The 15,021-nt window shown below is 53.2% G+C and carries 13 protein-coding genes; 3 read left to right on the top strand and 10 right to left on the bottom strand.

Annotated elements, in window-relative coordinates; translation table 11 throughout:
* Positions 1-5 precede the first annotated feature (5 nt).
* Positions 6-893: a cytidine deaminase gene (gene cdd / locus M8Q36_RS14320; RefSeq protein WP_249881309.1), complete on the top strand. Its 888-nt coding sequence runs from the start codon at positions 6-8 to the stop codon at positions 891-893.
* A gap of 121 nt (positions 894-1,014) precedes the next feature.
* A complete protein-coding gene (gene sanA, locus M8Q36_RS14315; RefSeq protein WP_017459792.1) occupies positions 1,015-1,734 on the top strand; it encodes an outer membrane permeability protein SanA in 720 nt (239 codons plus the stop codon).
* A gap of 4 nt (positions 1,735-1,738) precedes the next feature.
* On the opposite strand, the gene M8Q36_RS14310 is transcribed toward sanA, so the two are convergent.
* The 9 genes from M8Q36_RS14310 to M8Q36_RS14270 all read right to left on the bottom strand — a co-directional run bounded on the left by M8Q36_RS14310 (position 1,739) and on the right by M8Q36_RS14270 (position 10,906).
* A complete protein-coding gene (locus tag M8Q36_RS14310; RefSeq protein WP_249881308.1) occupies positions 1,739-2,164 on the bottom strand; it encodes a hypothetical protein in 426 nt (141 codons plus the stop codon).
* 135 nt (positions 2,165-2,299) lie between these two features.
* Positions 2,300-2,527 (bottom strand): hypothetical protein, encoded by a 228-nt coding sequence (locus M8Q36_RS14305; protein ID WP_249881307.1) that lies wholly within the window; start codon positions 2,525-2,527, stop codon positions 2,300-2,302.
* A 178-nt stretch (positions 2,528-2,705) separates the two neighbouring features.
* Positions 2,706-3,716 (bottom strand): galactose/methyl galactoside ABC transporter permease MglC, encoded by a 1,011-nt coding sequence (mglC, locus tag M8Q36_RS14300; protein ID WP_017459789.1) that lies wholly within the window; start codon positions 3,714-3,716, stop codon positions 2,706-2,708.
* A 15-nt stretch (positions 3,717-3,731) separates the two neighbouring features.
* Positions 3,732-5,252: a galactose/methyl galactoside ABC transporter ATP-binding protein MglA gene (gene mglA / locus M8Q36_RS14295; protein ID WP_017459788.1), complete on the bottom strand. Its 1,521-nt coding sequence runs from the start codon at positions 5,250-5,252 to the stop codon at positions 3,732-3,734.
* 81 nt (positions 5,253-5,333) lie between these two features.
* Positions 5,334-6,332 (bottom strand): galactose/glucose ABC transporter substrate-binding protein MglB, encoded by a 999-nt coding sequence (gene mglB / locus M8Q36_RS14290; protein WP_200550405.1) that lies wholly within the window; start codon positions 6,330-6,332, stop codon positions 5,334-5,336.
* Positions 6,333-6,626: 294 nt separating this feature from the next.
* Positions 6,627-7,652: an HTH-type transcriptional regulator GalS gene (galS, locus tag M8Q36_RS14285; RefSeq protein ID WP_020454385.1), complete on the bottom strand. Its 1,026-nt coding sequence runs from the start codon at positions 7,650-7,652 to the stop codon at positions 6,627-6,629.
* A gap of 155 nt (positions 7,653-7,807) precedes the next feature.
* Entirely contained in the window at positions 7,808-8,968 is a 1,161-nt protein-coding gene (gene yeiB / locus M8Q36_RS14280) for a DUF418 domain-containing protein YeiB (RefSeq protein WP_249881306.1), read from the bottom strand.
* An 18-nt stretch (positions 8,969-8,986) separates the two neighbouring features.
* On the bottom strand, positions 8,987-9,652 hold the full coding sequence (gene folE / locus M8Q36_RS14275; protein WP_017459784.1) for a GTP cyclohydrolase I FolE: 666 nt from the start codon (positions 9,650-9,652) through the stop codon (positions 8,987-8,989).
* 126 nt (positions 9,653-9,778) lie between these two features.
* Entirely contained in the window at positions 9,779-10,906 is a 1,128-nt protein-coding gene (locus M8Q36_RS14270) for a YbfB/YjiJ family MFS transporter (RefSeq protein ID WP_249881305.1), read from the bottom strand.
* Between the two features lie 152 nt (positions 10,907-11,058).
* On the opposite strand from M8Q36_RS14270, the gene fghA reads away from it, so the two are divergent.
* Entirely contained in the window at positions 11,059-11,895 is an 837-nt protein-coding gene (fghA, locus tag M8Q36_RS14265) for an S-formylglutathione hydrolase (protein ID WP_160269460.1), read from the top strand.
* Positions 11,896-11,985: 90 nt separating this feature from the next.
* Here fghA and M8Q36_RS14260 read toward each other — a convergent pair whose 3' ends face one another.
* Positions 11,986-14,772: an RHS repeat domain-containing protein gene (locus M8Q36_RS14260; protein ID WP_249881304.1), complete on the bottom strand. Its 2,787-nt coding sequence runs from the start codon at positions 14,770-14,772 to the stop codon at positions 11,986-11,988.
* Positions 14,773-15,021: the final 249 nt, after the last annotated feature.

Raw genomic sequence — 15,021 nt, 5'->3', positions numbered from 1 at the left:
CAGCTATGCATTCACGTTTTCACTCTGCTTTTTCCGGGCTTGCGGAGAATTTACAAACCGCACTGGCTCCTCTGCTGGCGGATGATCACTTCCCCGCCATGCTGAGCGCAGAGCAGGTGGCAACTTTGCAAAGCGCGACGGGGCTGGACGAGGACGCGCTGGCATTTGCCTTGCTGCCGCTCGCCGCCGCCTGCGCCCGCACTGACCTTTCCCATTTCAACGTGGGTGCGATTGCGCGTGGCGTCAGCGGAACATGGTACTTCGGTGCCAATATGGAATTTGCTGGCGCGACGATGCAGCAAACCGTGCATGCCGAGCAGAGCGCCATCAGCCACGCCTGGCTGCGCGGTGAAAAAGCGCTCTCTTCCATCACCGTCAACTACACGCCGTGCGGCCACTGCCGCCAGTTTATGAATGAACTGAACAGCGGCCTGAATTTGCGCATTAACCTGCCGGGTCGCGCGCCGCATACGCTGGGCGATTACCTGCCGGACGCGTTTGGCCCCAAAGATCTCGACATCAAAACGCTGTTAATGGATCAACAGAACCACGGTTTTTCACTGAACGGGGATGAGGTAACGCAGGCGGCCATTCATGCAGCCAATAAAAGCCACTCGCCTTACACGACTTCGCCCTCAGGCGTGGCGATTCTTTGTCGCGACGGGCGCATCTTCAGCGGGAGCTACGCGGAAAATGCCGCCTTCAACCCAACGCTGCCACCCTTGCAGGGCGCGCTGAATCTGCTTAGCCTCAGCGGTTTCGATTATGCGGATATTCAACGCGCGGTACTGGCAGAACGCGCTGATGCGCCACTCACCCAATGGGATGCCACCGCCGCCACGTTGCGCGCGCTGGGATGTGAGAAGGTCGAACGCGTTTTGCTGAGTAAATGATCCTCGCTGCGGGTTCGTGCCCGCAGTGATGAAAAACCCCGCAATTGAACCGCCGTTTCTTGCGCTTGCCGTACGGGTAAAGTAGCCTGAGGGACATTCTAATTCTGCTCGAGTCTGCTGCATGTTAAAGCGTTTTACTTACAGCTTGTTAGTCCTTATCGGCTTACTGCTGTTGACTGCGCTTGGCTTAGACCGCTGGATGAGCTGGAAAACCGCCCCCTATATTTACGACGACTTGCAGGATCTCCCCTGGCGCCAGGTCGGCGTCGTCCTCGGCACCGCAAAGTACTACCGCACTGGCGTTATCAATCAATATTACCGCTACCGGATCCAGGGCGCGCTTAATGCGTATAACAGCGGCAAGGTTAACTACCTGTTGCTGAGCGGCGATAACGCGCTGCAAAGCTATAACGAACCGATGACCATGCGTAAGGATTTGATTGCCGCCGGTGTCGATCCTGCCGACATCGTGCTCGATTACGCCGGTTTCCGTACGCTCGATTCAATTGTGCGTACTCGTAAAGTCTTCGACACTAACGATTTCATTATCATTACCCAACGTTTCCACTGCGAACGCGCGCTGTTTATTGCCCAGCATATGGGTATTCAGGCGCAGTGTTACGCCGTGCCGTCGCCGAAAGATATGTGGAGCGTACGCGTACGCGAGTTTGGCGCACGGCTGGGCACGATTGCCGATCTCTATATCTTCAAGCGTGAGCCGCGCTTCCTCGGCCCGCTGGTACCCATTCCGTCAATGCAGGAAGTGCCGGACGACGCGCAAGGCTACCCGGCCGTCACCGCCGAGCAGCTTATCGATATGCAAAAGAAAGGAAAAAACTGAAGCGTTAGTTCATTGACGCATTGCGACTGCTGGTTTTCACTGGACGGACAAGTGTAAAACCGCGCTCCACAAAATGGCGGTGATCGATAACCGCACGGCTGGTTCTGTCGAGCGTCCAGTGGCCATTTAACGCATTGAAGGACAATGCTTTCTCCCCATCCGGCGTATTAACCAGATACTCCCCGCTTTTTAAGTACCCTGCGCTACACACAATTCGCGCTGGCGGGCTGTTTTTCATTCTGAACTCTATTTTGCGAAAGCCGGTGGGTACCGGGCAAAAGTAAAAGAACGGCAAGGACGTGATTTTGATATCGCCAAGTGAAGCAATCACGTCGCCATCGCGCAACAGTTCGACATTTTTCAAAGAGAAGTTAACAGGTGAGTTTTTTTCATGCGGTAAATAATCAACAGTAAAATAAACAAAATTCATAAGCGCCCCTGAGCTGCGGATACAACCTCATTCACAGATTCATTCTTTCAAGCGTAAGTAGCGATGGGCATACAGGCATTCAGAATTGACTTAAATATCGGGCACATGGGATGTACCCGAAGTGCAAGCGAAGCGTCAGGCCACTTTGCTCTCATGCTGTTGCAGGCTACGCTCAAGGTCGTAGATCAGGCTTCTCACCATATCAGGCGTTAAATTAAAAAAGGGCGAATCAAACGTCGTTGCTCCCGCGTCGCAGGGGCCTGTGCTGCAACCAAACTTCATGACCACACCATCCAAATCCTCAACCACTCCCACCTGCCAGCCAATCACTGGAAGTGCAGGAAATGCGCACTCACTGTTCATCCCCAATCTCCTTATTAATATTGCGACTTTATTGAGCGTAGCACCGAAGCAAAAAATTTAACAACTCGCCGCGAGCGAAGTTTTTTGGCTGAAGCAGTGGGTTAAATCCATGGCAGAAGGCGGCAAAACAGGCAAAAAAAAGCCCGCTCGTTGAGCGGGCCGGGTACAGATGATGGGATTATTTTTTACGAGCGTATTTCAGCGAGTCCAGCGCCACGGCGAAGATGATGATGCCGCCCTTGATGATGTACTGCCAGTACGGGTTAATACCGATATAGGTCAGACCATAGTTGATGACGGTGAAGATAATCACACCGGTCACTACGCCAAGCACGGTACCCACACCGCCGCTGAAGGAGACCCCGCCAACCACGCAGGCGGCGATGGCGTCCAGTTCATACATAAAGCCAAGGTTGTTGGTGGCAGAGCCGATACGACCCGCTTCCAGCATCCCGCCGAAGGCATAGAACACACCGGACAGCGCGTAAATCATCAGCAGGTTCAGCGCCACGTTAACGCCGGAGACTTTCGCTGCTTCCGGATTACCACCGATGGCGAAAATGTTTTTGCCAAAGCGGGTTTTGTTCCACAGCACCCAGACGAACGCCACAGCAATCAACGCATAGAAAGTGATATACGACAACCGGAAGCTGCCCAGCGCAATAAAGCCCTGCGTAAAGGTTGAGAAGCCGCTGTCGAAACCGGAAATCGGCGACGCGCCCACAAAGTCGTAGTACAGGGAGTTGATACCGTAAACGATGATCATCGTACCCAGCGTGGTGATAAACGGCGTCACGTTCAGGTATGCAATCACGATACCGTTCACCAGCCCAATCACCGCGCCAATGGCGCAAACAATCAGGATCACCACCGGAATCGGCATTGTCGCCATATCCGGGAAGACCTTGTTGACGTTTTCCATCGATTGCAGCAGCGTGGCGGCAACCACCGCCGCAAGGCCAACCTGGCGCCCGGCGGAAAGGTCAGTACCCTGAGTAACAATCAGCCCCGCTACGCCCAGTGCGATAATAATACGCACGGAGGATTGGGTCAGAATATTACTTAAGTTCAGTAGACTTAAGAAAGTGGGATCCTGAAAAATGATAATGGCCAGTAACACTAAAAGAACAACGTAAATACCGCCGTCTTTCAGATAAGTGAGAAAAGTTTTCTTATTTAACGCACTCATGAGGAGCCCCTGATCTTAAAGGTGCAAAGACGCAAGACGGAGAATTTCGTTTTGCGTTGTCGTTTTAGTATCAACAATTCCGGAAACGAGGCCATTGCTCATAACCAGAATACGGTCAGTGATGCCTAACAACTCAGGCATTTCAGAGGAAATAATAATGATCCCCTTATTCTTTTTCGCCAGTTCGGCAATCAGTTGGTAAATTTCAAATTTAGCCCCAACGTCAATACCACGGGTCGGCTCATCGAGCATTAAAATTTCTGGCTGTGTTAATAACCAACGACCAATAACCACTTTTTGCTGGTTACCACCGGAAAGCGAACCAATTTGTGTACGGTGGCCGGGTGTTTTAACACGCATGGAGTCAATAACCCACTGGGTATCACTCTTCATACGGCTATTATCCAGCAAGCCGACTTTATTTTTGTAATTCTGAATATTCGAGATTAATGAGTTAAATCCGATATCAAGATAAGCATAAATACCGGTAGAACGGCGTTCTTCAGTCACCAGCGCAAAGCCATTATTAATCGCTTCATTGGCGGTGTGATTATTAATCAGTTTGCCATGAAGTTTAATGGTGCCAGCGGACTTTTCGCGAATGCCAAATAACGTCTCAACTATGTCGGTACGTTTCGCCCCGACCAGACCTGCGATACCGAGAATTTCGCCTTTGCGTAAATCAAAGGAGATATCGCGAATAGAGGGCTGGCGCAACGAGGTAAGATTACGCACTTCAAGAATGGTTTCGCCCGGCACGTTGTGCTTATCCGGGAAGCGCTGGTTCAGGGAACGGCCAACCATCATGGCGATGATCTTGTCCATATCCAGCCCTTCCAGCGGCTGGGTGGCAATCCACTGGCCGTCGCGCAGAATCGTAATTTCATCGCACAGCTGGAATATCTCTTCCATTTTATGGGAGATATAAACAATTCCGCAGCCACGCTCTTTCAGTTTACGGATAATTTTAAACAGATGATTGACTTCTTTTTCCGTCAGCGAAGAAGTCGGTTCATCCATAATGACAATTTTGGCGTCGTAAGAGAACGCTTTGGCAATTTCAATCATCTGCATTTGCGATACAGATAATGTTCCCACGCGTGCTTTCGGGTCGATATCAATATCCAGCTCATCAAAAATGGCTTTGGTATCGTGGAACATTTTATCCTGATCGACAAACATGCCTTTGGTCGGGTAACGACCCAGCCACATATTGTCCATCACGGAGCGTTGCAACACCAGGTTGAGTTCCTGATGAACCATCGAAATACCATTTTCCAGCGCTTCTTTCGCGGAATGGAAGTCGATCTCTTTCCCCTGAAAAAGAATGCTACCGGAATCTTTTTGATAGATCCCAAAAAGACATTTTAATAATGTTGATTTCCCCGCACCGTTCTCGCCCATTAATGCATGGATCGAATGCGGACGGACTTTCAAATTGACATTATCGAGTGCCTTTACGCCTGGAAAAGACTTGTTGATATTGCTCATTTCCAACAAGAATTCACCTGACGACTGAGTATTATTGCTGACCATAATTATACCTTGTTGGCCTGGCATATCGTGTTATAAGGGCGCAACAGTCGTTGCGCCCAATGAGAACATGCTTACTTAATATTATTTACCGGCGATTTCAGCCAGGTTGTCTTTATCTACACCTACGTAAGGAATACGAACAATTTTATTGTCGATTTTCCAGTTGGTGCCATCTGCCGCACCTTTACCTTCGGCCAGGTTTTTCGCCAGATCAAAGCTTGCTTTCGCCTGGTTGTTCGCATCGTTCAGCACGGTACCGGCCATTGCACCGGATTTCACCAGCGCCAGCGCTTCTGGCAGCGCATCGACACCGAATACCGGAATAGCAGATTTGTTGTGTGCTTTCAGGGCTTCAACCGCGCCCATTGCCATCGCGTCGTTGTTAGCGATAACCACTTCAATTTTGTTAGCGTTCGGGCCAGAGAGCCAGGCGTCCATTTTGTCTTTCGCCTGAGCGGTATCCCACATCGCGGTATCCAGAGCCAGCTGCTGGGTTTTAATGCCCTTGTCGTTCAGCTCTTTGATAACGTAAGTGGTACGCGCTTCAGCATCCGGGTGACCCGGCTCGCCTTTCAGCAGTACGAACTGGATCTGGCCATCTTTGTTCAGATCCCAGCCCGGGTTCGCCGCCCAGTGTTTAGCAATCAGGTCGCCCTGAATCACGCCGGATTCTTTGGAATCGGTACCCACGTAATAGGCTTTATCGTAGCTATCCAGCGCTTTACGAGAAGGTTCTTTGTTGAAGAAAACAACCGGAACGTTTTGACCACGCGCTTTCTCAATCACCGTACCTGCCGCAGCCGGGTCAACCAGGTTGATCGCCAGTGCTTTTACGCCTTTCGCCAGCAGCACGTCAATCTGGTCGTTCTGTTTGGATTGGTCATTCTGCGAGTCGTTCATCAGCAGCTGAACATCTGGCGCTGCTTTGGCGTCTTTCTCAATAGCCTTACGGACAACGGACATAAAGTTGTCGTCATATTTATAGATGGTCACACCAATGCGGGTATCCGCTGCGTGTGCGGCTGCGCCAAAAAGCATGCTTGCCATAACAGCAGACAGAGTCAACACCTTCTTATTCATGGTATCTCCGGTTTTTTTATATGCAGGGTAGTTCTTGTGAATAATGCTCGGCGGGTCAGTTGTTACGAAGACGTTACTGCCGACCGAAGTTCACTCTAAAAATCCATTCGTCCGTGTCCGGGTAACGCTCCAGAAGTTCGCTTTATTCGATGTTTCAAAGCGCTCACTTGTAGTGAAAGTGATTAATCACCGTTACATCGTGTTTCAGCTTCTAAAACGCTGACATCATAGTCAGCGCCTTGTTAAGATACTGTGAATTTACTCACAGATTGAAAACGGTTACATCATCGAAGTTTATAAGTTAGTGATCGGTGCCACAGTTTGTCGTGCGGTCACGGAATGGCGGCGTACCAGCGTCGGCATAAAGCAGTGCGCAGCCTCTGGATCCAGCTTACCTGCGGCCCCCTGCAACGCCAGCTCGGTCGCCAGGCGTGCCATTGAAGCGACCGGGTAACGCACCGTGGTCAGTTGCGGATCGGTGTAACGCGCAATGGGAATATCATCGAAACCAATCAGTGATAAATGCTGTGGCACCGCAATACCGTTGTCTTTCAGCGCCGTCAGCGCCCCCGCCGCCATGCTGTCGTTATAGGCGAAAACTGCGGTCAGTTGCAGATTGCGCCCCAGCAGCTCAACCATCGCCGCTTCACCGCCCTGCATGTCCGGCGAACCGGTGCCAACCCAGCTGTCCGGGGCGTTAATCCCCTGCTCTTCCAGCGCGCGGAACCACCCTTCGCGGCGCATATCGTTGTCTTCAATCTGGTGGCTGGAGGCCAGATAACCGATGCGCTGATGACCGTTATTAAGCAGCATGCGTGTCGCCATCACCGCCCCGCTGACGTTATCAAGGCAGACGCAGCGGTGCGCATAGCCTGGCACCAGCCGGTTGATCAGCACCATGCCGGGGATCTGCTCCATAAAGCCTGTCAGCTCTTCATCGCTTAGCGCTTTTGAGTGAACAATCAGGGCGTTACAACGCTGGCGGATCAGGACTTCAATGGCGTGACGCTCCTTTTCCGCCTCGTGATAACTGTTGCCAATCAGCACATATTTTTCGTGCTGCTGCGCAACCGTATCTACCGCTTTCACCAACGCACCGAAAAAGGCATCAGAGACGTCCATCACCACCACGCCAATGGTGTCGCTAACCTGCGTCGCCAGCGCCTGGGCGTTGGCATTCGGGCGATAACCCAGCTGGGCGACGGCTTTCATCACCGTTTCGCGCGTTTCCGGGCTGACCAGCGCGCTGTTATTGAGCACGCGGGACACCGTCGCGACAGAGACGCCCGCATGCCGGGCAACGTCACGAATGGTGATCATTTTTACCCACCTTTTCTGGATTGCGGCAGTTCACAGCCACCCCCTGTGTTAAGTAAGGAGGCTATTCTGGCAGCGAGCAGGCGATTGCTACGTGAGTGGCATCACATGAATGGAAACGGTTACATCCGTTTTGTTAATGATTGTGATCCAGATCGTTATCTGGATGTGCGTGCTAATGATGTCCCTGCAGCACGTGCGGTCAATTGCCGCCATAGCCATTCCATTGGCCCCTGACGAAAATGCCTGAGCCAGAACAGAGAGAAGAGGATATTCACGGCCCACACCGCAGGTACAAAAGCCAGCAGTTGCAGACGGTCGAACTGCATAAACAGCCCGAAACGATTGAATAAGGTGATGCAGATTAGCGTTTGCAGCAGGTAGTTAGTGAGCGCCATGCGTCCAACGCAGGCAATAGCATTGACCAGTTTGTAACCGCAGATCTGCGGCCAGAATCCCCACGCCAGCGCCGCGTAACCCACCGCCTGTAACGGCGCGCCAAGTTCGCGCGGAGCCTGCAGAAGAAAAGCGCACCAGCGATACGACCAGCCAAGCTGCCACTGCGCAATAATCGCCGGGATGTTGATCAGTAACCCTAAGCCAATCAGCAGCGCCCCCGTCCGACGGTAATGGCGCAGGCTGAATTGCCCTTTCAGCCAGCCGCTGCGCATCAGCGCCGCGCCTGTCAGCATCATGCCCGCTAGTTGCCAGCCATATTGCGCCCCCAGCGCCAGCAGCGCGTTAGAGAGCATATCCGCACGATTACTGATGGCCTCCCCGATACTGCCGCTGACTCGCCACCAGGTCTCGTACTGCACATTCGCCGCATCCGGCAACCAGGAGCGGTTCGGTTGCGAACCGGAAATTCCCCCCAGCAACAACAAAACCGCAATGCCAATCAGGTACAGCACCACACCAGTGTTAAACATCGTCTTCACGTTCTGCGCATCACGCACCATGCGCCAGGCAATCAGCCCCACCAGCCCATAAGCCAGCAGAATATCGCCATCCCAGAAAAAGAGACCATGGATGAAACCGAGCAGCACCAGCAGCGTCAGGCGCGACTGGATCCAGCGCTTACCGCGCGGCAGCAACATTTGCAGACCCGCACCGAACAAAATGGCAAACAGCGAGAGGAATTTCACCTGCGCGAAGAGATCGAGCAGCGCCCAGGTCCATGCATCCGACGCCGTGATGTCGCCGTACCAGGCAGGGTTCAGATAGGCCGCCTTTGGCAAACCAAAGGCGGTGATATTCATCAAAAGAATACCGAGAATGGCGATGCCACGAATAAAATCCAGCGTGACATTCCTCTCCATGTCGGCGGCTCCAGCGAATTAGTTAGTGTGGCGGACTGCGCGCAGGAACTCCTGGCGGGTATTCTGGCTCGACTTGAACAAGCCACCGAGCGAAGTGGTCGTCGTCGCGCTGGTCGCGTCGCGGATGCCGCGCGCTTTCACGCAATAATGCACCGCATCAATAGAAACCGCGACATTGTTAGTGCCGAGCAGCGTTTGCAGCGCGGTCAGGATCTGCTGCGTCAGTCGCTCCTGCACCTGCGGGCGCTGCGCAAAAAACTGCACGATACGGTTGATTTTCGACAGGCCAATCACTGAATCCTTCGGAATATAGGCAACGGTGGCTTTGCCGTCGATAGTGACAAAATGGTGCTCACAGGTGCTGGTCAGTGTGATATCGCGCACTGTCACCATCTCATCGACTTTCATTTTGTTTTCAATGACGGTGATCTTCGGGAAGTTAGCGTAATCGAGGCCGGAGAAGATCTCATCGACATACATTTTGGCGATGCGATGCGGCGTTTCCATCAGGCTGTCATCATTCAGATCGAGATTCAGCAGTTGCATAATCTCGGTCATATGCCCGGCGATAAGACGTTTACGGGATTCGTTATCCATTTGCACCGGTGGGCGCAGCGGCGTTTCCAGACCACGGGCAACCAGAGCCTCGTGAACGAGCGCCGCTTCTTTACTGAGTGATGACATGTTTTTTATTCTCCTGCAGGTGTGGCGAACTTCGCGTTGTTAACGCAAAGTGAGCGAACATTGTGCGTGAGGTCGCGCACATAATCCAGCCCTGGTGGCGATAATTATTGAAATCGCTGCCGCCTTTCAGGCCGTGCGTTTCCAGACTAAAAGCCCGCCAATGACCAGGGCAATTGCCGCCACGCCAAGCGCCGGTTCAAGCTGCTGCGTAAGCCAGGTGGAAAGCGCGGAAGTCATAGGGCCAACCAGTTGTCCCATCGCATAGCCGGTGGTCAATAACCCGGCCATGTAACGCGTGTGATTGGGCGCGAGCTCGCGTCCATACAGCAATGAGAGCTGTACGGCACAAAGAAATCCGCCGCCCACCAGCAACGCACCGCACACCAGACCGCTCATCCCCGGCAGCAACCATGCCGCCAGTACGCCCGCCCCCTGCAGCCATAGCACCACCGCCAGCCGCTGATGGCTGTGACCAACGTGGCGCAGCAAAATACTGAGCGCAATCCCCACCACCGCTGCGGCACCGAACACGGGCCAGACAAACTGGGCAAACAGGCTGCCAGGAAAGCGCAGCGCCGCCATTTGCGACAGGAACGTCGCCGGTAAAATATAGCCAAATCCGGCCAGGCTGTAGCTCCAGACCAGCCGTTTAAGATCGGTGGTTAATTGTAGCGGCTGCGGCTTTTCGCCCGGTCGATGCCACTCGCCAAGACGCGGCAAATAGCGGGCAATCAACGCCACCAGCAGCAGCGCCAGCACCCCATACACCTGCCAGGCGGATGCAGCGCTTAAGCCTTTTGCCTGGATCGCCACCGCCAGCAGGCCGCTTAATGCAATGCCTGCGCCCGGCCCGGCAAACACCGCGGCATTCAGCCCTGGTTTTCCAGCGTGCGCCAGCCGATCGTTGGTCCAGGCGGCAATCAGCACCATCGCCCAGCCGCTCATTGCGCCAATCACCAGGCGTAACGCGCCGTGAAGCAGCGCGTTATCCGCAAGCGAAGAGAGAAAAGTGAGTGCCACCGCGCCGCCAATACCAAGATAAAGACGGACTTCGATATGCCGCTGCGCGCGCATTGCGTCCCACGCACCAAGCAGATAGCCGAGATAGTTAATCGCCGCCACCAGCCCGGCACTGGTCAGGGTGAGTTGTTCGTCGCGGATCATTAACGGCACCTGCGGCGTGAAGGCAAAACGCCCGATCCCCATTGCTACCACCAGCACAATAAACCCACAAAGCGCCACACGTTGCGCCATTAGCGCCCCCAAAATGTTAACGTAAAGTTATGTTTATGATGCAGTATGTTGCGTTTATGCGGAAGTGAAAGTTACTCACAGCAAAGGGAATAGTCTGTATGATGACAAGAAGTCACCTTACTTTGTTTGTAAAAAATTCTAAGGAGCCCCGCATGGAAATGCTTGAAGAGCACCGCTGTTTTGAAGGCTGGCAACAGCGCTGGCGCCACGACTCCGCCGTACTGAACTGCACGATGACCTTTAGCATCTTCTTACCGCCGCAATACAGCGCAACACCGCCGCCGGTGCTGTACTGGCTCTCCGGTCTCACCTGTAATGACGAAAACTTCACCACCAAAGCCGGTGCGCAACGCGTAGCCGCAGAGTTAGGCATTGTGCTGGTGATGCCGGATACCAGCCCACGCGGCGACGATGTCGCAGATGCAGAGAGCTATGACCTCGGCAAAGGCGCAGGTTTTTACCTCAACGCCACCGAGCAGCCGTGGGCGGCGCATTATCGTATGTATGATTACCTGCGCGATGAATTACCGACGCTTATCCAGTCGCAATTTAACGTCAGCGACCGCTGCGCTATCAGTGGTCATTCGATGGGCGGCCACGGCGCATTGATCATGGCGCTGAAAAACCCCGGCCGTTACACCAGCGTTTCCGCCTTTGCACCGATAGTGAACCCGATGCAGGTGCCGTGGGGGCAAAAAGCGTTTCGCGCTTATCTGGGCGAGGATGCGCAACAATGGCGTGAATGGGATAGCTGCGCGCTGATGCTGGAAAGCAACGAAACTGACGCGATCCCAACACTTATCGATCAGGGGGATAATGATCAGTTCCTGGCCGATCAACTACAGCCCGCGCGGCTTGCGGAAGTGGCACGGCAAAAATCCTGGCCGCTGACGCTGCGCATCCAGTCCGGCTACGATCACAGTTACTTCTTTATTGCTGCGTTTATTGAAGATCATCTGCGCTTCCATGCGCAGCATCTGCTGAAATAATCGTAAACCCGGCGATTAACTCGCCGGGGCTTATCCAACCTACCAACATTTCCTGATATGCCATTCATTATTCGCATTCGCTTTTAATAATTAATGGATTTGTTTTATATCCCTCTTAAAACGCTTCCATTGTATTTTCTCTCTTCCCAGGCTAATTGCGACCAACCCAATTGTATCTGCGTTATCAAGAGCAATATTCATTCGACTGGTCGGCGTCCCCGTCGTTAGCTTATTTATCTTTCCAGCCATTTTTTGATTTTGTATTTTCATTACATTTAATGACAACCTAAAATAATCTGGTTGTATTTTTGTCTCGTCAATTTCTTGCGTACCGTAGTAATAATAGTCTTGCGTTCCCCGATCCTTATACAGTTTTTCATACTTTGAACCGGGAACTCTTTCAACACCTGAGAAATGTGAAGCCTCGTGGATAAATGTTTGCAAGCTATTGATAGTTCCTAAGTTTTTCATATAGTTCTCAGTAAGAAAAATATGTTTCTTCGCTTCGTCATGAAAAACATACGCACGTGCGCCTTCTGGAAGCGTTTCCGACCCCCTGGGATCAAATAATATATAGCTCTCAGACAGGTGTTTTTTTATTGCCGTAAATCTCGCTAATAACTCATCTCTAAACCTTGAGGTTTTTATTTTACCTTTACTGGACGCCCCAGAGAAAATCTCTCTAATTTTTAATTTAGTATCAGACGATAATTTTTTCTCACTTAATTTCTTTATAGCCTCATCGACAATATTAATTGCAATTGTCCGTGCATATAACACCTGTTCGTCATCAAACGGATATGCTTCTGAACCAATATGTGTGTATTGTATTTTCCCCTCCCTATCGATTATTGCCCTTTGCGCCTCCTTCCCCTCTTCATCAAAAAAGGTAATTGGATTATTCCGCACCATTCTGAACAGATTCAGCCCGTCCACCGTACCCGAAGGATCCGCTGAGAGCCACCGCCCCGCCCACGGCTGATAATAGCGGTAGCCGTAGTAATAAAGCCCGGTGGCGTCCTGCTCCTTGCCGGAATAACGAATTGTTTTGTAATCCGCCTCCAGCTGACTGCGCGCGGCGAATAACGCCGTGCCGCCGAACGGGTAATACTCCTCCTGGCTGATAAGCTCGCCACTGCTGTCCACTTCCAGACTGCTGCTGCCGGTGAGGTTGTCGTAGCTGTAACGAATCTGGTCGTTAGCAATTCCGGCAGGCTGACCGCTTTCCCAGTGCAGCACCCGCACCTGCGCGCGCCCGGCGACACCGACGGTTATCACCTGTAACTCCTCTGAGGCGCTGCTGCGCAGTTCCAGACCCGGCAGATAAACCACCCGTCTGGTCTGTGTGCTGTTGCCGGTCAGTTGCGAGGTGATTTTGACGATGCGCTGGCTGCTGGCGTCGTAGCGGTAACGTTCGCTGTCGTCCGCTGCACCACTGCGGGTGACGGGCGTGACCTGCTGCAGCTCCTGGCGTGCTGTCCACAGCAGGCCCTGCCCCGGTAAAAGCTGTTGCTGCTGGCCGCCGGCGGTGAACAGCGCCTCCACATCCGCCGGGTTTTCGGTGAGTGTGCTGATTACCGCCCGGTTGCTGCGGTCGGATACGGTGATGCTGGTGGTGTAGTTATTGCCGGACGCCGGGGCGCTGTGCTGAATTTTCGTCAGATTACCGGCGTTATCGTAGGTGTACGTGCGGGAGTAGTTTGTGTACGTGGCGTTATCGAAGGAGGTGAAATCAGGCAGGTTACTGTTCTGCTGTACCGCGCTGGCCATTTCGCGTCCGCTGGCACTGACCAGCTGGTACAGGCTGTCGTAGGTATAGGTGTTTTCGGGAACGACCTGCTGATTGCGCCAGAAACGCGTCTCCTCGGCATCGTTAGTAATCACCAGCACGTTACCCACCGGGTCGTATTCGTAGCGCAAATCCTGCAGCACTTTTGTGGCGGAGACTCGTTCCGTTTTAATGCCAACGAGGCGCTGCGTTTCCGCTTCATACGAATATGTGGTCACCACGCCGTTGCCGTGCTCCTCGCGCAGCTTCTGCCCGGCGGCGGAGTATGACAGGGATTTCACGATAATCTGCTCGGAACCGCCACTGACTGTCAGCCAGCTGCCTTTCAGCAGCCCCGCCACATCATAGGCCACGCGCTGGATATTGCCTTTCGCGTCGGTGGTGGTCAGCACATTTCCGGCCGCATCCACCGTGCTGTTGGTCGTGTAGGTTTCGCCCGCCAGCAGGTCATTCCACGCGGAAGCATCCGCGCCCTGCCAGTCTGCGTCGGCATCGTCCGGCAACAGCTGGCGGGTGACGGCAAGCGGTACGCCGTTCAGGGAAACGCTGCCCGTCGAAAGCAGGCCTGCCGGGTCGTAATGGCTGACCAGCTGACCGGCGAGATTGTGGCTCTGTTCATCCGCTGAAACGCTGCCCCAGATAAACAGCTCCGTGATGCGCGCGCTGTCTCCGGCAACTTGCTCGCTAATGCCAAGCAGACGTCCCGGCAGGTCTGCCGCTTCATACTGGAAGGTGCGGGTCACGGCGGCGCTGCGCTCGTTGCCTGTACCGATATTGCTGATCTGCAAAAAAGCCCGCCCTGACGCGTCATTCAGGGCAACGGATGTACCGGCATCGGCACTCTGTGCGCGCAGCGGCGTACCGTTCAGGTCGTGGAGATAACTGAAATTCGCCAGCCCGGCGGCATACAGACGCGGGTCGGCGCTTTGAGACGGCAAACCACGCGCGTCGAACCGATGGCGAGTGATGCGCTCGTCGGTGATGTCCGGGAAGTCGGGATGGCGGTGATAAACAATATCGCGTACCGCCATTGCACGATTATCAAGCACCGCAACATGGGGGGTTTTACTGTAAAGGGATGTACTCATACGATTCTCCATTACTGTCGATAACACTTGTGGATATCAGGAGAAGTATAGGTTCGTTGGCGCAGAGATCTGATAGCGAAGCCAGGACAGGGGCACAAAATATACGCTTTCACAGGAAGCGACACTCATTTCGCCCCCGAAGGGCGCACTAAAAAACCTTAAAAAAAGTCTCTGTCAGTCGTGTGAGATGTAAATCTAAAGGCAACAGGCAGAGCAAAAAAAAGCCCTCCATACAGAGGGCTAAAGAGT

It is taken from the genome of Kosakonia sp. R1.Fl, assembly GCF_023516815.1.
Lineage (GTDB): Bacteria > Pseudomonadota > Gammaproteobacteria > Enterobacterales > Enterobacteriaceae > Kosakonia.
This window is presented reverse-complemented; position numbering and strand designations above follow the sequence as displayed.